This window comes from Pseudoalteromonas sp. 0802 (genome assembly GCF_013350085.1).
Classification (GTDB): Bacteria; Pseudomonadota; Gammaproteobacteria; order Enterobacterales; family Alteromonadaceae; genus Pseudoalteromonas.
In genome coordinates this window covers 21,069-43,646 of sequence record NZ_JABVXE010000018.1, presented here as the reverse complement: position 1 = coordinate 43,646, position 22,578 = coordinate 21,069, and the positions used below count along the sequence as shown (strand labels likewise).

Sequence of the window (22,578 nt, the reverse complement as noted above, 5' to 3'; positions counted from 1 at the left end):
AGTTAAGAAGGGCTGTACAAGTGTGTTTTGAAAAAATATACCGCCTATCCTAGACTACAATATCATCTACAAACAACTCCATCGCCATCGCGATCATTCATATACGGATAGGCTGGGTGACCACTATAGACAGGCGTTATTTTATGGTTTCTTGCTTCTTTGCAGCTAATTTTACCATTTTGGTTATCATCATAAATTGACAAGGCACCAGTTGGATAGGACGTATCATAAGTAGTAGGCTGCAAAGATTTAACTTTGCTGTGGTATATCATATCTGTACTAGTACAGTTCATCAGTATTGAACTTAATGCGTGATATTCATTTAAATCTATACTCAATTTATATTTTTGCTTAACTTGAACAATGCGATTTACGAACCAGCATTTATTTTTTTCTGGCAACCACTCACCGGCATCAAAGCCGCACTTACCTGTTTTACTACATCGATTAACTTTAGGTGAAGCAAGCGTTAAATTCAGTAAGTCAGAGGCGAAGGCTTTTCTTATACTGACAGGAGCTGAGCACAAGCCTGAGTCATGAGCCTCAGAAGTGGCAACAATGTGTTCTATATCGGTTTCAGAATCTGATTCAAAATAGCTACCTGTATATGGTCCATAAACTTGCCCATTCATACTTGCAACAATGGCATCTTCTATATTCTGGTCATAATCATAATCCGCCTTTTTATCATACGCAGAGCAACGATTTTCATCTTTAATAATCAACCCTTGCCAACTTTCATATGCTGGGCCGCCTTGGTCTCCTCCACCAGTTACAGCGATTACTTTACTGGGCAAAATAAATGACAACCCAAACAATATGGCGAATTTGTTCATGCAAAAATCCTTTAGTTTCTTCAATAACCCTCACAAATTTGGGGGTTATACGAATCTTAAATGCTGTCCTGCTGATTTATCAAATTTAAGTTTTTTTAAAAATGCGCGTTTTTAAACATCCTGTATCGTTACTTTTGAAATTCAAATTTGGAGAAATACATGAAAACTTTAAAACGTCACCTATTAATCGCGATCACTGTACTAACAGTTTCAGCATGTTCTAGTAACGGTATTCATGAAAAAATTGAACAGATAGAAGTTGCTCACCAAAAGCAAGTTGATAAAAAAACCGAGAAAATGGACCAACTCATTAATAGTATTCCAGATTGGTACTTAGATGTACCACAATCTGACTCAACAGGTGTATTTGGCGTTGGATACGGTTCATCAAACAAACCTCCTTTTGCATTAAAAGCAGCCGAGCTCAGAGCTAAATTTGATGTAGCAAAAAGCTTTAAACAACTTATCTCTGGCCAAGAGCGTTCATATGAAAACCAGACTCTAGATTCAAACCTTGAGACTCAAATTAATATGCTTATTGATTCAATTGTCGAAGAAGTTAGTGTTGCCGGTGCGCAGAGAGTAAAGCGTGAATTGTATAATGTTGATGGAGTAGCAAATGCATATGTTCTTGTAAAAATGCCTTATGAAGAATATAACCGAGCAATACAGTCTTTGCGTGCAAAAACAGTAGAAGAGAAAGTGTCTGTTGCATTCGATGAACTTGAAAAGCGACTGCAGAATAGAAAGAGCGATGAACAAAAAGCAATTCAAGCCACTCACCAGCGTGATGTTGAGCTTAAAGAGCTTGAAATCAAAAAAGAGGTAGAGCTACGAAAAGCTGAGCAACCTCAAAATAAAAAGTAATTTTTTAAAAATATTAGATTTTTTTTTGCCTCTATATGTTGCGTATATCTGTACATTATTAAGCATACATATGGAGGCTTTTATGTTTACAAACCTGAATAAATACTCAAAATATCAAAACTCGAAGTGGTTTATCATTGCCATTTTACTTTGCTCTATTTTATCAATAGTTTATTTGCAATTACGTCACCCCGCTGACAACTCTAGTGTAGAGCCAACTTTTGACTACTCAACTATTATCGATCACTTTAATAGCAAGCTTAACCAAGGTACATTTCTGTTCTCTGAACCGGTTACTTGGAACGGCCAATTTATTCCTGTTGAGAGTTATGCTGGAATAAACCTTAAAAGTTTAAGCAACGAGTATGCTGATGGTTTAGTTTTATATTGGCTTCATCGTATAAAGTTTGCCTCTACTGAAGAGACTGGTGTCATAAAAGACAGTTTTGAGGCTGTAAAATCATTAACTTATGACATCAACGAAGCTAATTTAGAATTCTTAGATTGTAGCCTGACTGAAAAATGTGATTATAAAAAACTTATAAATAACTTCAGCAACTCAGCTTGGGTACCATTTTGGGCAATGGAGGCAGATATTGAGTATGTTAAGAGCAAAAGTGATGAACTAAATGAGCTTAACATTTCTGCTGTTAGTGACTTAGAGTTTTTCGAGCTTCGTAACAATGCCGGTCATGTTGAAATCATACCACCAGCACTTGCTGACTACTTAATAACCATACCTTTTTATCTGAATTGCGAAACCAACAATCAAAAGCTTTTGATGTACTTATACGAGGTTAAAACTAGGTTTCCACAGCTAAGCACGATAGTTGATGAATTCATGAGTATGGCTTCAGTTCACCAGTGCGAGTAAGTTGGCAACAAATAAATGCTATTAAATAGCCACCTAATAAAAATAGGTGGCTATTCTAATAAATGGACGTATTTAACTTAGCTGATTTAGACTGCTACTACTTAAAGTTCTAGTTTTGGTTATCAGCTAAAGACTTAATAGCTTTTTTGATAGAAAACGGCCTCACCTCATCGTTAGAAAAGTGAACTTTGAAGCAAGGGTGAGTTGCCCAAACTCCTTCTATATGGCGCTTTTCATATGCGACACTGAAGCCTGTTATCAACCTGCCATTTAATTCATATCCGGGCGAATTATCACAGTACCGTTCAAAAACATCTTTTAAAGACTCGAAGAGTTCGCCATTCTCTATTGTACCTTCTGGTAACAGCTCTACTTTTTGATTATTAAAATAATCAACAGCATCACCTTGTCTTTCAAAGTGCTTACCAGCGAAACTCACAGGTTTTGACCTTCCCATTAATCACACCTCTTATACTTGAATTAATATGCTACCCCAATACAGCTCTACAAATGCTTGCTCTTAATGATCAAGTTATTATCGTTAACCTAATTGCAGATAGTTCCACGTTTTTAGTTTAAGACCCTTAGCAAATTCTTTGGCTTCACTTTTAGAAGGGAAGCCAAAAACTCCGGCCCCCACTAAAGCTAAAAGTGCTTGCTGCTTATTTTTTATTACACTTGGTGAACATTCCCCAACTACATCACCATCAGCGTCATAAATGCAGTTTGTCCACTCAATTTCAGAGACTAATATAGGTATTCCATTTTTGTTATAGAATTTATATGGCTCTTTCAACGTCGTAATAAACCACATCAGGCAACTCCTTAATAAATAGAATTAATTTACAGAGTTCGACTTTTCATCAAATAAAGACAGCTGTAGCCGCTGAGTTGTTTCTAATAAATAATTTATCTGATTAATTAAAGTTTGCGCTGTGACTCCAAATGATATTGTCAGTAGAGTGCTTGAGTGTAAGTTTTCATTTTTTCTGAATAACTTCAGCCCTGGTACTGATTCATTGATTTCATTTATTGTGATCAAGTTAATGAATCTGTATTTTTCACTAAAATTAGCGACAATGTTTAACTCACCACATGGCGATTCTTCATTCCAATCTGTAAGTGGTATAACGTCCACTGTGAATGTAGAGGTTGCACACTCTATACGCTGTATTATTCCATCCACCGTCAAAATATTCTGAATGGTTAGATCCTCGAAATAATTTTTTATAATTTCGACCATTTCGCTTGGTAATAAATCGGTTATTTGATGGTGTGCTTCAACACTAAAATGAGTATCAGGTAAATCAGCGCTAAGGTTTCCAATAATATCTTTTAATGCTTTTCCTTCGAACATCGAGTTTCCTAGTTTAATTGTCCATAATAGCAATCTATATAAAATTAAAGATCGCGCTCAATTCTCATCATTAACTTTGAAGATAGGTTTTCTTCTTCAGTTCAGCACGAAAAAATCTCTATGACATGATGTTACTACTTTAAATAAGTAGAGCAAGGCAAGAACATGGCATCAGCAAATCTAAAAGTTCAAGAAACAGAAAAACCTACAGAATGGTTTAACACTATTCTGCCTGCATACGATGATTTAGGTAATCCAAACTTTTTGGACTCTAATGGTGATCTTGTTGAGGGTATTTATAGCGGTGTGCCAAATTCTGTTTACCACGAATTAGATGCTCATAGCTCATCTCTGATTAAAGAGTTAGCGAAAAACACACCAGCTCATGTATTTCGTCAATATTTTTCTAATGAGGAAAGAAAAAGAACGGCTGCACAAAGAAGCACTCTTGATACTGGCACTTATGGTCATGAGTTAATATTAGAGCCAATTGGTTTTTATGATCGCTATTTCCGTGTACCTCTTGCCATTGAGTATCCTACAGCGCTTCACACAAGTGCTGAGCTAAAGGACGCATTAAAAGCCGCAGGTCAAAAGGTCTCAGGCACTAAATCAGAGTTAGTTAAGCGCTTGTTAGATGCTAAACCAAACACCCTAATTTTTGATGATTTGATTGCAAAATCCATAATAAAAGGGGCTGGAGTCAAAGCCTACAACGAAGCTGTAAAAATGGTGGAAGAAAATAAGTGTTCTAGCCTATTAGCTGCTTTCAACGATGGAGCGCTTTCACACATAACCCATAAGACACCAATAGATGGTTTAGTCTGGGATGACGCCCATAGAATTTTGGATACATTCAAATCTCACGCTAGAGCTAAGCGATTAATTTCAAATGGTTTTGCGGAACTTACTGTAATAGCGCGAGATCCTGACTCAGGATTAATGCTTAAAGTAAAATTCGATTACATTAACAAGCATGCAATTGCCAGTGATGTTAAGTCTACTCGTTCAGCCAATCCAAATAAGTTTAGATTCCAATGCAGAGACCTTCGATATGACGTTCAAGAGAGTTTCTATAAGTATGTTGCGAATTTAGCAGGTATTCCCGTTAAGTTGTTTGCTTTTATCGGTGTTGAATATTTAGAGGCTGATATATGCGAGGTTTTTGAGATGAAACGTACCCGCCAGATGATTGCTCATAATGACATGAAGAAAGCAATTGCAACTCTTAAAGAATGTTTAGATAGTGAAAACTGGTATGGATACACCAAAAACGATGAGGTCGTTGTTATTGACTGGTAATAAGCGCGATTTTTTAAATCAAATATTCTAATTACATATCCAAGTTCAACGGTGAGCGTTATGAGTTTATCACTTCAAGAATATCAAAATTTATTGTATGGAAAATTAACAGCATGCAAAGGCCAGTTTGAGGCTTATCTTTCCGAAAATGGTTATAAGCTAGACTTTAATACAGAGCTAAACTACGTCTATCAAATCGTTATGTCTGGATTAAACGTAGAATACAGCTTCCCTTACACTCCAGTTGAGTCAGTAATCAGTTCATTTTTAAAAGCTGCAAAAATAGGCCTTTCACTTTGCCCTACTGAGCAGCTTTGCTTTTTAAAAACTGAATATAGTGAATCATCAGGCCAATATGTGACTCAATTAGGATTAGGCTACAAGGGAATTCTTAAACTTGCTTACCGTTCTGGAAAAGTAAAACAAATTAATGCGAATGTTTTTTATGAAAAAGACAATTTCCAATACAACGGTGTAAATTCAAAAGTTACCCACACTACAACCGTACTATCTAAAGCAATGCGTGGACAATTAGCCGGTGGCTATTGTCAAACTGAGCTAATTGATGGTTCTTTTAAGACTACAGTTATGCCTCCTGAAGAAATATTAGCTATTGAAGAGCAAGGTAAGGCGATGGGCAATGAAGCGTGGCTTTCAGTACATGTGGATCAAATGAGGGAGAAAACCCTTATTAAACGTCACTGGAAGACTCTCTGCCCTTGTATTTATAGAGATAGTGTTATGAATGACCCAATGTTGTTTGATGATCAAGATTGTCAGCACAGCTCCAATCAGCAAGCTTATGAAGAACAATTCGAAAGTGCTTATTCACGTGAGGCGTACTAATGTTATCAGTTCAAATTGAAAAGCTAATCAAATCTACTTCAGACAATATTAAACAGTGGGAAACATTGTTCAACTTGGCTTCACATTCTCATTATTCCGCTTTGATTAAAGAGTGCGCCCTAGATGACGTTGTTGCGACAATTAAAGAAATGGATATGTTGATCGGCTCTCTTAGTCCTGATCTGCTTAACCTAGTAAACATAAGAGTTAGGAAACATCCCTACACTACTGCATATTGTCTGTTTCCTGCACTAAATACAGATAATGTAATTGCCTACCTTGAAACTCAAGGTATTGTAAAAAGCTATGAACTTGCAGTGGTTTATGACAACGATAAGTTTTCAATTGATGTTAGCTCAAACAAAGTATCTCACGATAAAGGCGATAGTACTCAGGAGACTTCATACTCTGGTTGCTATTTATTATTAGAGTTTGAAAATGGTACAAGCAAAGTTTGGTATATGGATGAGTATGAAATGCACTCTGCTTTTGATGCATGGCAAAACAACGTATTTGGGGGTATGGATGTATTCAACAATACACTTGAATGGGCTGGTTTTGCATTAATTCTTCGTGCCTTGAAAACACTAGACATGCAGGATAGTGTAATTAGCCATCCAATCTTACCCGTTTTAAAAAGCCGATTAACTTCATATTACTCTGATTTCTTTAGGTACTACAAAGAGGCTAATAACGATAAGTTTGCTAGCTGCGTAATTACTTCACAGTACGTTTCAACAGAAGGTGGAGAACTTGAAGAAGCATTAAAAAAACTAGATGACATCATTGAACCACCAGCAAATATTATCGTACTAGGCCAACATAACCGCCAAGTGAGTAATGAAGATACCGAAATGAATGAACCATCAGAAGATCAGTGCGAATTTTATAACCTTGATTTTGGAGTTATCTGAATGATTAAAGTTGAGTCAGAAATTTTAAATAAATCGGGAAAGCGTGAGAACTGGCGTGAAATTGCATTTTTCGCAAGCGATGACGAAACACAGTTTGAAGTTAGAGAGTATTATGGCCAGCAAAAAATAAGTTATATGAAAGAAACGGCTCGCTTGCCATTCGACTGCCTTGGCATTGCTCGAATGAACTACTCTAACATGCTTCGAACTAGGGTCATTGATGGATATGAACCTATCGAGCAATTAAAGACTAAAGTTCCGTGTTTGCCATTTAGCAATTTTAAGCCTCCTATGTATAAGTGTGACTTTGACGTGCCTTTTGCAGAACAGCTTAGCAGAATAAATGACCCTGTAGTTATTCCTGTACAGCAAGGTAAGCGGGCTTATATAAAACTTGGCCAAGAATCGATTAATTCAATACAAGCTGTAGATATTAAAGGTAATGCTTTCACATTAGACAAAAACATTCAGGAAATGCTTGCCTCTAAAGTTGCAATTGGAAGCTTTGAAAGTGGCGTTTTAGAAACGTATATCCTCGATGATGGCTCAGTCTGCTTATACGATGTGATCATGCTAAATGGTACTGAGATTAACTCTAGCTATAAAGATAGACAGAAGTCATTAAAAGGAATGTTTGGCCATAAAAGTGGATTTACTTACCCGGATACGCTTGAAGCAAATACAGACCTTAAATCTCACCCTGGTAGACATTTTATTGTTAAAGACAATAGTGTGTCATGCTTGGATAGCAGAACCTTTGTAATACCAAATTTTTACAGTGTAAAAGTATTGATTGAGGAAAAGTATAGCTATAGACCAGGTTATTATAAGGTAATGTTTACAACACCTGAAGGATACGAGTCTATCGGTGATTTATATCATCCTCATGAAGAGTTGTATGCTAATACACAAATTCAAATAGCTTTTAAGAAAGTGGAAAACGGTAAACCGGTTAACTTTTGGTTTAGTCCCATTCAACATAAAAACAAGCTAAATTATGATGAAGACGGCACCGATATTTATCAGATGGCCCAACTCTCAGAGTTCTGGCATGGCTGTTAGTTATTAAGTTAACTTGGAATTGATTGAAATTTTTCTATTTTCAGCAATAGAGCTTCGCGTCTACCCCTTACTGGTTATTGTTTTAGGCGCAGTAGCTCCTCTCTTCAAATTTTGACAAAAAAAAAGACCGATTAACGGTCTTTTCTTATTTTATTTTTTGCTTATTCGGTGGTGCATCCATAAATAACTACCGAAAAAAACTACATTACCAATAATGAAAAAGGTCAAACCAATAGCTTGGATATCATTCATCTTGATCGTCCTCCTCGGAACCATTTAGGAAAGTTATATAGAAACCTATCACAACAGATGCCAACATACAAACAAAAGCAAGGACTAGCTTTATAAGTCCTTGAATTTGAATTTCGTAGCATGTTTTGTTGTCGAAACCACACGGGCCAAACATATCCGCAAAACCACTAACAGAGAGCTCTGGAATATAGCCAACAATTGTTGCTAATAAGATTAGTTCAACCATGATCTTATTTAGCATTTTGTTTTTCATAAGCACTCCTTAAACAAGTGCTTAGCTAATAAGCAATTCATTTGAATCTCCTCAAAGTAAATTTGAGGGATCACACCCTTGAGGGAGTAATCCCCCAAGGGTTGTTTATGCTTCGAATAGCAATTCTGCCGTTTCACAGGCATTTGCGATTGTCACATTGTGTATCACAAGCAAATCTACAGTCTTTCTATATTTTTCAATTAATAAAAAGTGAGTAGTTTTTGCTATGAAGTGTCTGATAACCATATCTGGATAGTATCCATTACGGTATGCTGCGAAATGACGTAACTGAGAACCACCAGCTTTTGCCATTTCAATATGATGTTTACTCATTGCTCCTCCAAAGAACAGGGGGAGCTTCCCAAGCGGGGGGCTCCCCGCATGGGTTGGTTGTAAAAATCTAAAAGGTTACTTCAACCTCAATGTCACCTTTTGGCTTACAAACGCAAGGTAATATCTCACCTTCATTTGTAAAGCCAATTGGTTCATCGATATATTCGACATTGCCCTTTAGTAATTTGATGCGACACGCCCCACAAAAACCTGATTTACAGTTAGATGTAGGGGCAACACTATTCAGTTCTAAAGTCTGTAATAGTGTTCCATTTGTGTCATTGTAAACTTGACCAGAAACGCTAATCATTTGACACCCCCAGTATTAACAGAGATGTCAACAGGTAAGCGAAATGGAAAAGCACTAGGGCCTGCTAAGTTGTAGGTGTCCAGCCAGTCCATACTTTTGCTGCCATTAGGTATATCTAAAGGTGGCATATAAATATCAACAAACTTTCCTTCTCTACGTAGTCTTGCAGCTAATGCTTCTGCTTTTTCTTGACCTGCTCCAGATGCATCCTTATCAGCAAAAATTAATACTGAAGTCACATTATCTGGAATTTTAACCATTTCTAGCAAAGTGTCCGAATAACATGACCACATAGGACAGCCTGTAGCCTCGCGTACAGCTAATGCAGTTTCAATCCCCTCACATACGCCAATGAAGGTGTTATCTCCTTCAGTTACTGGTGAGTCAATTTTGATAGAACATCCACCAATATAGCTTGGCGGAGGCATTAACATTTTCGCATTAGGTACATCAGCTTTTAAGCCCTGATTGTTCAGGAAAATTCGATGAATCGTGATTCGATTACCATCTGAATCAGTCATTGAGCCTAATAAACCGTGAAGCTTCTTAGGCTTAGACTGACCATCTCCCCACCAAAGCTCATCAGCATATCCAAGTGTAAACGGTAGAGTTTTCGCATCAGTTTTAAGTCCACGACTGTTCAAGTAAGCTTGTATCCGACCCGATTGATCATGAGCTGCAGGAATAGCGTGTTGAAAAAGCTTCTCAAGTTTTGCGACTCGTTTTGCTTTTTCATCATCGTTAATACCTTTTGGCTGTGAAGCTTTCACATTTTGAACGTATTCGCGCGAGATGCTTGATAAGTCACCACCACAGATATCGATTATTTTGTTTAAAGCGTCGCTTTTTGAGCAACTTTCCATAAACGCAATTACATCGATTCCGCCGGGTAAAGCACCTACGTCGTTATGGTATGCGCCACCGGTATCAGCCCAATCGCGGAAAAGGCGAAACTTAGTTCTTCCGTTTCCAGTTTTTGGGCATGGTACTTGTGGTGAACCACCGTGGTTATTTGATTTTGAAACTGCTTCATTAAGTCCTGGGTAGGCTGAGTAGACAGAAGACCACCCGCCATTTGACTTAACTAAAGCAAGTACTTTATCTATTTTTGATTCAATCATTACAACTCTCCTATTCCTCAAGACGACCCTAAAGCGTCCTGAATACAAGGCGCTTTAGGTGGTCGCCTCGAATAAAAAGAAGAGTTAGCCCTAAGGCTAACTCATACGTTTAGCCTTGAGCTTGAGCTCGTTGTTGACCTTCAAATAAAGGTCCCCACTTAGCACGTAATGAAAGAATCGTTTTACCGCCAATATGTACCTCTCTCACTTCTGTGTTAGGTATTGACGATGGGATTGGCATAATTGCCTTTTTAATTGAATTATTCATGCGTATCTCCTCCAAAGAGTACAAAAAAGGGGATACGCCCCTTATGGGAAGTATCCCCACAAGGGTTGGTTTAATTTAAGTTAGATAAGGCCGCGCTCAGCAAATGAGACTGTGTTTTCACCAATAATGATGTGATCTAACACACTTACATCAATATGATTGAGTGCATGTTGGATCTTAGTGGTTATTAGCTTGTCCGCTTGCGATGGCTCAGCAATACCTGATGGGTGGTTGTGCGCTAAAATTACAGAGGCTGCATTCTTTTTTAGTACACTTTTTACAATCTCCCGGGGATAAACACTTGCAGCATTTATCGTTCCGGTAAAAAGTATTTCTTTGTCTATTAGTCTATTTTGGTTATCAAGGTAAAGCATGTAAAAAACCTCATGCTCTAACTCCTTCAAATGGACTTCAAGATAATCAGTTACTTGAGTAGGACTATTAAAAATAGCTCCTCGTCTCAGTCTATTGTTTAGAAGCTTCTTGGCTGTTTCAATAATTTCATCAGAGCTAAGCTCAGACGTGATTATATATTTACCAGTTTCTTCATTTAGTTTTAAGTTAGAAATAGTCATTGTCTCCTCCAAAGAAACATTAAGCGGAGACAATTACCCAGAGGATAATTAATCCCCTATGGGTTGATTTAAGTTTGTTGAACACAAGCAAGCTGAACTCGCTTATGCTAAGTCTAGGGTTAAACCCAAAGTAACAACGAGACGTCGATACTTGTTCTACACAAATACAAGGATTTGAGTAGCTTTTATGCTTTATCAAAATTAATTACCTTGCGGTAAATTTGATAGCAAGGTGCCATCAGTAAATTAAGATAAAAGCAGAAAATCTATTTGGCTTATAGCCGCATTTTAAAACATTGTGTTTGCTTTAAAATGCGTCCAAAAGGGCGCATTACTTGGTTAAGCAATTAATTTATTTTTAATTACTTGTTTTAGAATTGAAGGTAACTCTTCAACGGTTTGAATGTTGAGTAATTCCTGATTCTCAAAGCCATAAAGCATTCCTGTGTTTATACCAATGCATACAATTTGAATACCTAGAAGTTCCGACATTTCAATCGACTTTTCTAAATACTTTAGATCGCTTGCTTGGCCATCAGTAATGATAAAAACAACTTTCTTTTGCTCTACACGTAGTGAAAGCCTACGAATTACAGAATAAAGACTTAACCCTGTATGTGTTCCGCCTCTACTGCTGACTCTAAAGTTGTCTTTAACGGCTTTAGTTGTTGATTTAAAGCATTTTGCTTCATATAGGTCACCGGCACTGTAATATATGCATTCACTATTTACGCCTTTCAACTTATCTATTGCTAAGTTAATTGCGAGCGCAGAAGTGTTTGCACCATTCATCTCAACAGCACTCATTGAACTAGACCTGTCAACGAGGACTGAAATCGCCATTGTCGGGGCTTTAGTAATTCTTTCTGATTTAAAAACATTAAAATTACCAGCTTTTACTCCAGCAAGTCTATTTGCCTCAACAGTTCTACCTTGCTTAGAAAAATTCACACTTTTTCGGTCTAACCCATAAATTATTTTATGGAGTTCTCGACTTATAGGTGTTGAAAGTCTCTTAGCTAGGTTTAGCTCTGCAGTACCAACTGTGCCACGATCATTTTTTGATATTAAAGGAGCATTTAAGTCAATTAGTTGCTCCATATCATTACTTGATCTTACTTCATCAGCCATTTTCTCTAGCTCGTTATTAACTTGTTCATGCAAATCTGCCATGAGCTGACTTTCATCGGCATTTAGGCATTCATTTACAAAATTAATTACTTGCTGGCTAACACTTGAGTTTTGACCTTGGCTATCACCTGAGTCATTACCTTGGCTATCGCCTGAGTCATTACCTTGGCTATCGCCTGAGTCATCACCTTGGCTATCGCCTGAGTCATTACCTTGGCTATCGCCTGAGTCATCACCTTGGCTATCGCCTGAGTCATTACCTTGGCTATCGCCTGAGTCATCACCTTGGCTATCGCCTGAGTCATTACCTTGGCTATCTTGGCTATCGCCTGAGTCATTACCTTGGCTATCACCTGAGTCATTACCTTGGCTATCACCTGGTTTAAACTCTATTTTCTTAAGTAATTGAATGATCTGTTCTGTAAGTTCATAACTATGTTGGTTAGATCGAAGAGCTGGTATCGTATCCAATAGCAAAATTAAATCGTGTACTGGTTTTTGGCCAATACAATCAGTTAATAAAGCTAATGCAATTTCACAGAACTCCTTTAGTTGTACTTGGTCGTTAATTTTATATCGCCCATAATATACAACTACAGCTTGTAACAGTAATGAAGGCGGGAAGCTATCAGTTGGTTTACTGAACCATCCCTTTTTAATACCTTGAGTAACCATCTTAGATAAATTTAAGATGGCACCCGGCCACTCCAGACAAACCATTCTTTCCATACGAATATCCTCAATGCCATTTCTAATAGCATTGAAAAATGCTCCTTTTTCATACGACTTAGCTGTCCATGTTCTATCGGTCCATCGTAGATGGCCTACTTCATGATCAATAGCGCCTTCCAAAAGTTCGAGATAATCGGGGTTTTCAAGATCACCTACGGGTAAAGTAATGCTGTTGTAATCTGTATAGCATCTGTTACCAGTTAAGTTAATCGTAATGTCACCACGGTTACTCATTACTCTTGAAAGCATTCTAAATCGTTTTAATAGTTTTGATTTATTCATTTGCATCTCCTCCAGGAATGTTTAAGAGGGGATACACCCACAAGGGGTGAGTATCCCCTGTGGGTTTAGAATTAAAGGAAGCTAGATTGCTTCCTTAATTTGTTACCAATTAAATCCAAAATCACCTAATGAGTTGTTACGCTCAACAGGCTCGGAAAAATCGGTTTCTTCTGTAGGCGCTAGGTCAAATTCAAAAGAATTTTCTTGATCAGCTGTTTCTACAATGATTGAACTCTCAGAAGCAGATTCACTTGACTCACCTGAAACGAAATTAATCGCTTCGTCGGTATCCTCATGTGTAATTACTTCCGGCTCTGGTGTTGCACTATATTGAGGTTTTCCTTCAGCATGAAGGCGAAGTGTGTCTTCATTACTCATTACGAGTAACCAGTTGGTTAACTCTGAAAATGAATGACCTTCAATGTAGCCACTAGAAGGTAAGTTATTTAAAACTTCCTGTATTGTACTGACCACATTCTCAATACCACTATCTACAAATGATAAATCAATAAGTTTATTCATCATTCTTCTAAATGGTGAACGTACTTTTTGGCTTACGCGATTAACTGGTGTTTTGTCTTTAAACCAGTTTGTTTTGTAGACACTACTTGCTTCCTTAGCAATTTCTTGCCAAAGAGTTTCTGCAACATCATTTTTGATATCGTCTTCATCATCATCAAAAAGCGCTTTCATAGCCAGAGGCTTTGTAAACGTCAGTTTGAATTTTGATTGGAACTCAACCTGAGATAAGGCATATTTATGGATCAGTGCAGCGATATCCGAATTTTCAGCCATATGTTGATTAACTGACTTATCATATTCAGCAATTAATACTGTTACTTCGTCTTGCCAATCACGCTTTATTTCATCAAGCTCTGACTTAAGTTCATCTAATCTGGTTGTTGGGACAACCGTAAAGTCTCCATACTTAACACCATAACTATTAAAAGTTCGTGTAAGACGGTTGTTGTACTTCGTTGTAAGCTTCAGCTTGCTTCTAGGAAACCACTGTAGTTTACTCCCCTTGATTTGATTAGATGATACTTTCTGACCATCTAGTTCTATCTTTGCGTTCGGTAAAGTTGATTCACCACATGGCGATCTTAATTGCCAGCCTAACAAACATGCTCCATTTTTAAGTGAAGTGTTTTGTTCTGCTAACTCTTTGCCGTTTGCGATTGCTTCGTTTGATAAAGACATGTTGTCTCCTCCAATTTGATATAAAAAAAGGGGAGACTTCCCTGTTGGGGAAAGTACTCCCCAAAGGGTTGGTTGATTAATAGGACCTGTGATTGGTTACATCACTTCAATATCCCATGTATTTTGATTAAAGTGGCCTATTCCCATAAGTGAATAACCTCTTTGTTCTTTATTTTTGGCAAGAGCATTTCTCTCACCGTTTACAGACATAAAAACCCATTTCCATTCAGTATTATCATTCTTGAACAACACATATGTCGTATTTTGGAATGATGTTACAGCCCAATATTTACCTTCACCGGCATGATGATAAACATCAAACGGGTTATTGCATTTCAGGTTACCTTGAGCATTGAACATAACTTGAGCTCGACAGTTTACAAAGTCACAGTTCTTCATTTTCTCATCCGAATGAATAAGAAAATAAGGATTGCCGTTCCTAATGTAATCAATCTTATCGGTTGCCTGAATTAACTCAGACATACTCATAGCTTTAATGTCTCTTACATCGTCAATTTTAAGTGGGTCTTTACCCCCTTCAATACGGAGGTATTTACCATTTGATGGTTGGTAGCTAAAACCAACAAAACGACCATTTTCAACTTCAAAGCACTCAAACACTGTGTCCCCTCTCTCAACTTTTAAGTTAGCCGAATTAGAAGATGTGTTAGTGTTTGAGTTAGTTACTTTTTTTGAATTAACTCGCCAAGTGGTTTATTAATTTCATCACCCCATACTCGTTGAACAACAGAATTAACCTCTTCAATTTCATCATTATCAATGGAACCTAAGAACGAAAATTCAAATGACTCATATGGAGAACGATTGGCGCCAAATGTCATCATGTAAAAACCCCAGTGGACTAAAGTTCGTGTTGAAAAAACACACCCTAATCCATTATCGATGTTGCCATCGTGGTCTTTACCTAATGCAGCTGTTCTTAAAGAGTCAGCTGTTTGTACCATAAGCTTGCGAATCGGCAATGTTAGTTTCGGAAAGTTCTTTTCCAAAATTTCCAACTCAACTGCTTTGCTTGGATATTTAGTTTTTAACCAACCAAAACGTGAACGTAATGCTTGGTCTAAACGTTGTGAAGTAATATACCTATCACTATCACCACCACCGGTAGTATTAGCTGTAGCAGCTATTCGACAGTTAGCATGTTTGTTTATGGTTTCACCGAAAACACTAAGTGTCCAAGGTTTGCCTTCAACAAACAAATGAAGCGATGTTGATAAATCTTCATTAGCTTTATCCACTTCATCTAAGATAACTAAACCACCGTATTTGTATCCGCATGCAGCTTGGCTGTATCGCTTGCGAGTAACATTATTACCTTTTCCATCAACAGCTAATTCATAACCACCTTCTAAGCGCTCACCACTCATGCCTACGGTTACTTTTTCAATGAAGACAGGCTCATTAAAGCGATCTGCAATGAATAGTAATAACTCCGTTTTACCTGTACCTGTTTCACCAACCAAGCCAAGAGGCTTCGGTTGAGCAGGCGCAAGCCACCATGCTAACGCTTTACGAAGTGTTGCTTCATCCGGCGTATAATGCATGTCTGCTTTTTGACAATTAGGGTGGCGGTGTTTACGAATTTTAATCTTATATTGATTAGGGTCGAAGATTTCAGGGAAACGCTCATGAGCGTCAACCTCTATCATTTCGTTATAATCAATTTTAGTTGCTGGTTTAATTGTAGATACGTTTGATTGTGTTTGAGTATTCATATTGTGTCTCCTCCAAAGAGATTTTTGAGGGACACTTATCCCTTCAAGGGTGTAGTGTCCCTTGATGGGTTTGATTTCTTAATATTTAAAATGGTACTTCTAAAAAGTCTATATAACTTTTTTCATAAAGATGAAGGTTTGGTGAGTCTAGAACAGAACACTTTTCATATACTTCTTCTGTTTCATCCTCATCTGCAAGGTCTAGCATAAAATTCACTTGAGCCTCTGCTGCTAATTCCTTAGTTGCATAACTGGTAGAATTCCAAACTTCAACTGAGTCTGGCCAACCATCAATATGACCAAAGTGATAGCCTTCATCACTCTGACCTAATAGTAGCTTTCGCTCAGTAACATTATCATCAAGTAGAGTCCAAGTATTAGACTCATGAATAAGATAAATTTCCATTATCAACTCCTAAAACTTTAGATCATGCCAAAGAGGGATGTCAGGCCCTTCTAAGTCACTATAAAGGTGAGAGTTAGACGATGAGAAATTGCTACCATTTAAGATGAAGTGCTTGTATTCACAAAGAGCTTTAGCGTATTTGTTAGTTACAAGTAATTCATTAAGTTGATTATACTGTTGTAAGATCTGTGGTACTGCAATTCTAATTGAACAAGCATCTAAATCTAGACACTGGCATACATAATCAAAATTTGCAGAGCAAATCCATTCAAGTTCGTCGTTTAGCATCTCTGAATTCGCTTTAGCATACCGAAGCATACCAAGTGAACGATACAAAACACTTTCCCATAACGCCTTAATGTTCTCGTCTGACCAATGAATGTAATATTCACCTCTTGCAGCATCCAAACAATCATCCATTAAACCAAAAAATACATCCTGCCCAGGGGCAACTTTACCAGCTCGATGAGCTGTTATGATGTCTTCGTCTAACGAATGGCACGTATATTCTGCATTTACTGACAGAAAGTGATCAGTTGTTCGCTTCGGCTTAAACTGTTTCTTTCTTTCAAGTTCTGCATTTATTTGAGCTTTGGTTATGGCTTTTTTTGGTCTAGCCATGATGTTCTCCTCCAAAGAGATTTTTAAAGGGAACATCCCCAGCAAAGGGAAAATTCCCCTTGTGGGTTGGTAGATAGGTTAGAGATTAACCGTGAAAAACGCGGTTTGACTCTTGATATAAACGGCTTGCGCGAATAACTAACTTGTTAGATCCATCACGTTTTGCTCGTTTAATTAATTTGCGTTCGCGACGACGTAAATATGCGCCGGTTGATTTGTTATTCATAAGTTCCTCCAAATTTTAAAAACCTGAAGGATTAACCTGTGAAGGTTAAACCCTCAGAGGTTAAAACAAGCAACGATGTTGCTTGGTGTGCACTCACAAAATAGATTTTTGCTTTTCAACTTGATGTTGAGAGTGCGTAACTAATATTCAACTTTAACTGCCATAGCAGAGTTATTCGCGAGAAGCGAAAAGGTATTATGAATATTAGAAAAAACAAAAGTGACATCCTTGTCATGCAAATTCCTAGGCTAGGAAACCTTATCTAGCTTGTTATTGTTGACTACCGCCATACCCCCCTGGTTGAGGTTTAGGAGCAAAACCGCCCTGCGATTGCGGATAGTGTATTGGTGCGCTCTGGTCTTGCTGGCTGCGCTGATAGTTTTGTGCATTATTTTGCTGTTGACTATGATGCTGAGGCGCACTTTGGTAGTTTGAAGAACTATTTTGTTGTGGATGACTATTTTGTTGGTTCTGATTGCCAATTAAGCCAGAGGCTTTTAAACATTCCACTTCAACTTTTCTAAGATGTTGAATTAGCTCGATAGCTTTAATCTTTGTTGAAGAGCGGTTTTGCCCACCATTATCAGTCCACTTTTCTTGAACAAGTTTTCCTCTTAAAGTTACTTCGTCCCCTACTTCAATAGCTGGTTTAAAATTCTTTAAAAACCGACTATCCACTTTGACATCAAAAAAGTAAGTTCTGTCAACCCACTCACTTTGTCCGTTAGGTTCGTTTGACTTCTTAAAGTAGCCGTCATCACAAGCAATTGTCACAGTACCAAAATACCCATCTTGACCATTTCTGATATCAAGACTCGCGACTCTACCACCAAGCCTTGCTGAATTATCTTTTGCAGTACGCATAAATAAGCCCTCTATAAAGTTATAAAATCATCACAACTGATGTAGATATAATTACATAAAGAAAATATCGCGCGACTTAATCAAAAATAACGGCAATATTCACCGTAACCCTTTGAATAAACTCTAATATATAAAGCTCATTCAGAGAGTAAGGTTTACCCTACTATCTGTTAAACATCCCATTCACATACAAAATCGCTTTCGCCAATTAAGCCACTAGAAATGGCCTTTTGCTTTACAGCTGATAGGTAGTCTGGTTTGTCTAAATGATTAACATCAATCTGTTTTATCTCACCTGTGAATAATGTAAGTGTTGATGTTGATTTGTCGAAAATATGAAAAGCAGTATCTTCAAACATAGGTTTCTCCTTACTGGTTATACCTAAGCATCCTGCTTCAAGCTGGATAGGTATAACCAGTAAGGAAATTCACAGGGAGCTAATGCTCGCCTGTGAAAGTTGATTTAATCAGTGGATGACTCATATTTGCTTCAACAAAGAATTCAAAATTAACAAGGTTCATTCCAAGAATATTACTATGTGAAATACTCTCATCTGAAAACCTAACTTCACCGGGAACAGCGAATACTTTGTCTTTGTTGAATATCTCAGTTGCTATTTGACTGGCCTCGTTATGTGTTTCAGCTGTTGCTAAAACTTGTAACGTTAACCTGTCATATACAATGCAATATACACTCTGAATCTTTAACTGATTGTGATTGTTGTAGCCCGAATAGGTTGGAATTAGTTTATTCAAATTAACCCCAGCTTGAACTAGCTATTGATAGAATTGGCTTAACGATGATGCTGTGAATTTTGATTGCAACATATGTGCACGCCAGTAATATAAGAATGATATCCATAATCTCCTCCAATGCATTTGACCGAAAACGCAGAACTAAAAATAAGTAGATCTGTATAGCGGTCGCATCGAATGAGATTTCGATTCCTATACAGAAGAGTATCCCGTATAGGAATTGGTTAGGTATTTGTGAAAGAATCACTTCAACCGTCTTAATACCAAGAAGGTATTAACGCTGAGATTTAACTTCAACAGCTAGAAGCCACTTTAAATACCAATAGGCATAATTATGCATAGTGCAAAAATCAAAGACCTAAAAGGTAAAGTGGATTGAGAAATCATTATTGGAAGTTTGTATTCCGATAATGACTCAGAAGAGTGGTTGTGACGTTGATAGTCTGTGTTGATTGGTTAACCCTAAAGGCTGAACCTTTAGGGTTATAATCAATATAATTGCTTATAAATTTTTAGTCAACATTACAAAAGATTAAATTTCCAGAAATAAGCCAAACAACATTTGATTAATCGTTAGTGTAATAAATCTCTTCGATAAACTCGCTTGGAAAACAAACATCATTAATATCTGATGTTATTGGTGGGCTATATTCGTAATCTTTTTTGAATAGTGCCAGTTCACCCACATCCTTTAAATCATCAATATCAGCCTTATTTAAGTAGCTATGAATAAATAACCGTTGCTCAGCGCGTGTCATCCCAACAAACAGCAAACGTCTTTCCTCATCGATTGGTGACTGCATATTTGGCATTGTTTCATGGATAACATCAAAAATAGCCACATTAGTCCACTCTAGGCCTTTAGAGCCATGGTATGTGGTTAAAGTTACCACTGATTTATCAATTTCAGATTTGCTGTTTTGCTCTTTAATTTTATCTGAGTAAAGCTTAATTCTTTCGAACCAAGAGCCTGTTTTTGTCTTGAGCCCTTCAAGAAGTAATGTTTCAACAGCGCATTTATTCAGCTTGTCGCCTTTTGAGCGGCGCTCTATGATGAAATCAATCAACAAATCAATTCTTGTGTTTATCTCTTTGGAATCATGAGTGTTTTCAAATAAATAATAATTTGAATAGAACATTTCAAAAGCCGTTCCATTAATTGATTGACCGTAATTATTTAGATATGACTCAATATCAGAATTACTTTTGATACTTTCTGAAATTAAAGGAATTAGGTTCTCATCCTCTTTTAAGTACCCTAAAACTTCTGACAGATGGTAGTGTGCAAACTTATTTAAAAGATATGAACACAGTTTAATTACGAAATCACCAGCGCTTGTTTTAAAAATACTTGTTTGATTGTTTCTTGAATACGCTACTTCATGTTCTATCAGAAACTCTTCTATTGAGTCCAATGCAACATTAGTTCTGCTTAGGATCGCCCACTCACCATCATATTTATTGTAGTTTTCTAAAAATGTTAACAGCATACTTTTTTTAAATTTATGTATGTATGTTTTAACAGTGCCACCAACTTCCTTCCCCGAGACCATACCTTTGGGAATTCTATCTTTATTAAATTCTATTAGATTTTTACTGGCATCTATTATTTCAGGTCTACATCTAAAGCACTTTGCAAGCATATGAATATTGGGTTTAAATTCATCTTTAAACTTAAGCATTGTTTCATAACTTCTAGCGCCTCTCCATGAGTAGATACTTTGATCATCATCTCCAACAGGTGTTAGATTAATCCCTCCGCGCCCCTGCAGGGCAATCCACTCATATTGTAGTAAATCTGTGTCTTGAAACTCATCAATCATTAGGTCTGTACAATTTAATAGCGGTATTTCCCCACTTAAAGTTCCTTCTACCGCGCGCCTGGTTGCGTCATCTAAGTCATACAGGTGGTTCTTTATCTTTAACTCTTGATAACATTCTTTAACTAGCTTAACAGCGTCTTTATCAAACCCTTTTTTTTCATCTAATGGCTGATCATTCAAAATACTCGTAATGTCACTGAATGTTACTTTTAACTCCGGTAGTAGGTGCTCATTCTCGATGTAATTCTTCAACCTCTCAATAAAGTTGAAGTATGTTGCTCCAATTAGTAGCTTACCTTGCATGAGTTTCTTTGTTTGGTTAAGAAACTGCCTGTGAAATGTAGTTACAGAAACTCTGTTTATTGATGATTGTGGAAGAGCTATTTCCAACCTTTCTTGCATTTCGTTGACGGCCGCATTTGTAAATGTAACGAGAATAACCTTCCTGTCATATGATATTTTTAGTACGTTTTTTACTTTTTCAATTAATGTTTTTGTTTTACCACTACCTGCTGTAGCAAGAATCAAAGAGTGATTATTAACATCGTTAGCTGCTGATTCTTGCTCTAATGTCATCGTCAATGTTAGCTCTCCAACGTTCTTTTGATTTGTAATGATTCAGCTATGTAATTATTTGCCTCTAAATTCTCAGCCAAATCTAAAAGCTCTGTTTTTTCTTCCTTTGTAAATGAGCTCAAATTGGAATTTGCACCTAGAGACAAGATATTTTCCGCTTTTAATAATGCATCATTGCTCATTTCTGTATTATCAAGAACTTGCCTTAATCCAACCTCTTGTGACTCGGTCATAGTGACTTCACCACCAGCTACAGGATGTAGGCTAGACGGGTTTCTCTCTTCAATTGAATTTTCTCTATTGTTAACCATCGCTGCTTCACCAGCGTTTGTTTCATTAAAACTTAGGTTCTCAGAACTAGAGTTGTTCAAAACTGAACTTTCATCTGAGTTAGATTGTTCAAAAGACTCACCTTTCTGAGAAGAATTAGAAGCAGTTAACTGTGTTTGAGTCTGCACATTATCATCGCTTTTGTCAGTTTTTAGACTAGACTCAGCAACAATAGAACCACCACTTGCCGAGGCCTGAAGGTTTTCTGATTGGTCTGGACTCATAGGGCTGCTTTGCAACTCTGGACTAGTGGTGCTGCCAATAGAACCACTCTCACTATTTAACGTACCACCAGTATTTACCGAGGCCTGAAGGTTTTCTGATTGGTCTGGACTCACAGGGCTGCTTTGCAACTCTGGACTAGTGGTGCTGCCAATAGAACCATTCTCACTATTTAACGTACCGCCAGTACTTGCCGAGGCCTGAAGGTTTTCTGATTGGTCTGGACTTATAGAACTGCTTTGCAACTCTGGACTAGTGGTACTGCCAGTAGAACCACCCTCACTATTCAATGTGCCGCCAGTACTTGCCGATGCCTGAAGGTTTTCTGATTGGTCTGGACTCATAGGGCTGCTTTGCAACTCTGGACTAGTGGTGCTGCCAATAGAACCACTCTCACTATTTAATGTACCACCAGTATTTACCGAGGCCTGAAGGTTTTCTGATTGGTCTGGACTCACAGGGCTGCTTTGCAACTCTGGACTAGTGGTGCTGCCAATAGAACC

The 22,578-nt window shown here is 37.4% G+C and carries 28 protein-coding genes; 6 read left to right on the top strand and 22 right to left on the bottom strand.

Features of this window, described 5'->3' with window-relative positions:
* Nucleotides 1-62: 62 nt before the first annotated feature.
* The gene (locus HUS61_RS17910) at nucleotides 63-836 is read right to left on the bottom strand and encodes an excalibur calcium-binding domain-containing protein (RefSeq protein WP_175083363.1); all 774 of its coding nucleotides are present in this window, start codon (nucleotides 834-836) and stop codon (nucleotides 63-65) included.
* Nucleotides 837-995: 159 nt separating this feature from the next.
* On the opposite strand from HUS61_RS17910, the gene HUS61_RS17905 reads away from it, so the two are divergent.
* Together HUS61_RS17905 and HUS61_RS17900 are read left to right on the top strand one after the other, a co-directional pair.
* On the top strand, nucleotides 996-1,703 hold the full coding sequence (locus HUS61_RS17905; protein WP_175083345.1) for a hypothetical protein: 708 nt from the start codon (nucleotides 996-998) through the stop codon (nucleotides 1,701-1,703).
* A gap of 82 nt (nucleotides 1,704-1,785) precedes the next feature.
* The gene (locus HUS61_RS17900) at nucleotides 1,786-2,577 is read left to right on the top strand and encodes a hypothetical protein (RefSeq protein ID WP_175083344.1); all 792 of its coding nucleotides are present in this window, start codon (nucleotides 1,786-1,788) and stop codon (nucleotides 2,575-2,577) included.
* Between the two features lie 109 nt (nucleotides 2,578-2,686).
* Here HUS61_RS17900 and HUS61_RS17895 read toward each other — a convergent pair whose 3' ends face one another.
* From HUS61_RS17895 to HUS61_RS17885, 3 genes are all read right to left on the bottom strand, one after another.
* A complete protein-coding gene (locus tag HUS61_RS17895; protein ID WP_175083343.1) occupies nucleotides 2,687-3,034 on the bottom strand; it encodes a hypothetical protein in 348 nt (115 codons plus the stop codon).
* 84 nt (nucleotides 3,035-3,118) lie between these two features.
* Entirely contained in the window at nucleotides 3,119-3,391 is a 273-nt protein-coding gene (locus HUS61_RS17890) for a hypothetical protein (protein WP_118845639.1), read from the bottom strand.
* Nucleotides 3,392-3,415: 24 nt separating this feature from the next.
* Nucleotides 3,416-3,934 carry a hypothetical protein gene (locus HUS61_RS17885; protein ID WP_138534081.1) on the bottom strand — a complete coding sequence of 173 codons (519 nt, stop codon included), beginning with the start codon at nucleotides 3,932-3,934 and terminating at the stop codon, nucleotides 3,416-3,418.
* Nucleotides 3,935-4,099: 165 nt separating this feature from the next.
* On the opposite strand from HUS61_RS17885, the gene HUS61_RS17880 reads away from it, so the two are divergent.
* The 4 genes from HUS61_RS17880 to HUS61_RS17865 are packed head-to-tail and all read left to right on the top strand — an operon-like array spanning nucleotide 4,100 to nucleotide 8,058.
* Nucleotides 4,100-5,236 (top strand): PD-(D/E)XK nuclease-like domain-containing protein, encoded by a 1,137-nt coding sequence (locus HUS61_RS17880; protein ID WP_175083342.1) that lies wholly within the window; start codon nucleotides 4,100-4,102, stop codon nucleotides 5,234-5,236.
* A 60-nt stretch (nucleotides 5,237-5,296) separates the two neighbouring features.
* Nucleotides 5,297-6,082: a recombinase RecT gene (locus HUS61_RS17875; RefSeq protein ID WP_138534079.1), complete on the top strand. Its 786-nt coding sequence runs from the start codon at nucleotides 5,297-5,299 to the stop codon at nucleotides 6,080-6,082.
* A complete protein-coding gene (locus HUS61_RS17870) occupies nucleotides 6,082-6,996 on the top strand; it encodes a hypothetical protein (RefSeq protein ID WP_175083341.1) in 915 nt (304 codons plus the stop codon). Before HUS61_RS17875 ends, HUS61_RS17870 begins: the two co-directional genes overlap by 1 nt.
* Complete coding sequence (locus tag HUS61_RS17865) at nucleotides 6,997-8,058, top strand: hypothetical protein (RefSeq protein ID WP_175083340.1); 1,062 nt, start codon at nucleotides 6,997-6,999, stop codon at nucleotides 8,056-8,058.
* A 244-nt stretch (nucleotides 8,059-8,302) separates the two neighbouring features.
* Here HUS61_RS17865 and HUS61_RS17860 read toward each other — a convergent pair whose 3' ends face one another.
* From HUS61_RS17860 to HUS61_RS21540, 18 genes are all read right to left on the bottom strand, one after another.
* Nucleotides 8,303-8,563 carry a hypothetical protein gene (locus HUS61_RS17860; RefSeq protein ID WP_138534076.1) on the bottom strand — a complete coding sequence of 87 codons (261 nt, stop codon included), beginning with the start codon at nucleotides 8,561-8,563 and terminating at the stop codon, nucleotides 8,303-8,305.
* A gap of 105 nt (nucleotides 8,564-8,668) precedes the next feature.
* Nucleotides 8,669-8,896 (bottom strand): hypothetical protein, encoded by a 228-nt coding sequence (locus tag HUS61_RS17855; RefSeq protein ID WP_036973827.1) that lies wholly within the window; start codon nucleotides 8,894-8,896, stop codon nucleotides 8,669-8,671.
* A gap of 67 nt (nucleotides 8,897-8,963) precedes the next feature.
* Nucleotides 8,964-9,206, bottom strand: a complete 243-nt coding sequence (gene yfaE, locus HUS61_RS17850; protein ID WP_036973826.1) for a class I ribonucleotide reductase maintenance protein YfaE — start codon at nucleotides 9,204-9,206, stop codon at nucleotides 8,964-8,966.
* Nucleotides 9,203-10,327: a toprim domain-containing protein gene (locus tag HUS61_RS17845; protein ID WP_175083339.1), complete on the bottom strand. Its 1,125-nt coding sequence runs from the start codon at nucleotides 10,325-10,327 to the stop codon at nucleotides 9,203-9,205. The genes yfaE and HUS61_RS17845 overlap by 4 nt, the downstream gene beginning before the upstream one ends.
* A gap of 109 nt (nucleotides 10,328-10,436) precedes the next feature.
* A complete protein-coding gene (locus HUS61_RS17840; RefSeq protein WP_162898094.1) occupies nucleotides 10,437-10,595 on the bottom strand; it encodes a hypothetical protein in 159 nt (52 codons plus the stop codon).
* A gap of 80 nt (nucleotides 10,596-10,675) precedes the next feature.
* Nucleotides 10,676-11,170: a DNA repair protein RadC gene (radC, locus tag HUS61_RS17835; RefSeq protein WP_138534074.1), complete on the bottom strand. Its 495-nt coding sequence runs from the start codon at nucleotides 11,168-11,170 to the stop codon at nucleotides 10,676-10,678.
* A 339-nt stretch (nucleotides 11,171-11,509) separates the two neighbouring features.
* The gene (locus HUS61_RS17830; RefSeq protein ID WP_175092373.1) at nucleotides 11,510-13,315 is read right to left on the bottom strand and encodes a VWA domain-containing protein; all 1,806 of its coding nucleotides are present in this window, start codon (nucleotides 13,313-13,315) and stop codon (nucleotides 11,510-11,512) included.
* A 102-nt stretch (nucleotides 13,316-13,417) separates the two neighbouring features.
* The gene (locus HUS61_RS17825) at nucleotides 13,418-14,515 is read right to left on the bottom strand and encodes a DUF3150 domain-containing protein (protein ID WP_175083337.1); all 1,098 of its coding nucleotides are present in this window, start codon (nucleotides 14,513-14,515) and stop codon (nucleotides 13,418-13,420) included.
* Between the two features lie 96 nt (nucleotides 14,516-14,611).
* On the bottom strand, nucleotides 14,612-15,136 hold the full coding sequence (locus tag HUS61_RS17820) for a hypothetical protein (protein ID WP_138533948.1): 525 nt from the start codon (nucleotides 15,134-15,136) through the stop codon (nucleotides 14,612-14,614).
* Between the two features lie 62 nt (nucleotides 15,137-15,198).
* Nucleotides 15,199-16,251, bottom strand: coding sequence for an AAA family ATPase (locus HUS61_RS17815; protein WP_175083336.1), 1,053 nt, complete (start codon nucleotides 16,249-16,251; stop codon nucleotides 15,199-15,201).
* An 85-nt stretch (nucleotides 16,252-16,336) separates the two neighbouring features.
* Nucleotides 16,337-16,657, bottom strand: coding sequence for a hypothetical protein (locus tag HUS61_RS17810; protein WP_138533950.1), 321 nt, complete (start codon nucleotides 16,655-16,657; stop codon nucleotides 16,337-16,339).
* Nucleotides 16,658-16,666: 9 nt separating this feature from the next.
* Nucleotides 16,667-17,278, bottom strand: a complete 612-nt coding sequence (locus tag HUS61_RS17805; protein WP_138533951.1) for a hypothetical protein — start codon at nucleotides 17,276-17,278, stop codon at nucleotides 16,667-16,669.
* A gap of 85 nt (nucleotides 17,279-17,363) precedes the next feature.
* The gene (locus HUS61_RS17800; RefSeq protein WP_162898092.1) at nucleotides 17,364-17,504 is read right to left on the bottom strand and encodes a hypothetical protein; all 141 of its coding nucleotides are present in this window, start codon (nucleotides 17,502-17,504) and stop codon (nucleotides 17,364-17,366) included.
* A gap of 270 nt (nucleotides 17,505-17,774) precedes the next feature.
* Nucleotides 17,775-18,368, bottom strand: a complete 594-nt coding sequence (locus HUS61_RS17795; RefSeq protein ID WP_175083335.1) for a single-stranded DNA-binding protein — start codon at nucleotides 18,366-18,368, stop codon at nucleotides 17,775-17,777.
* A 170-nt stretch (nucleotides 18,369-18,538) separates the two neighbouring features.
* A complete protein-coding gene (locus tag HUS61_RS17790) occupies nucleotides 18,539-18,727 on the bottom strand; it encodes a hypothetical protein (protein WP_036973817.1) in 189 nt (62 codons plus the stop codon).
* A gap of 79 nt (nucleotides 18,728-18,806) precedes the next feature.
* Nucleotides 18,807-19,124, bottom strand: coding sequence for a hypothetical protein (locus HUS61_RS17785; RefSeq protein ID WP_175083334.1), 318 nt, complete (start codon nucleotides 19,122-19,124; stop codon nucleotides 18,807-18,809).
* A gap of 566 nt (nucleotides 19,125-19,690) precedes the next feature.
* Nucleotides 19,691-21,523 carry a UvrD-helicase domain-containing protein gene (locus HUS61_RS17780; RefSeq protein ID WP_258536044.1) on the bottom strand — a complete coding sequence of 611 codons (1,833 nt, stop codon included), beginning with the start codon at nucleotides 21,521-21,523 and terminating at the stop codon, nucleotides 19,691-19,693.
* A gap of 8 nt (nucleotides 21,524-21,531) precedes the next feature.
* Nucleotides 21,532-22,578 (bottom strand): hypothetical protein (locus HUS61_RS21540; protein WP_220094927.1); only part of this gene is annotated, 1,047 nt, incomplete at its 5' end.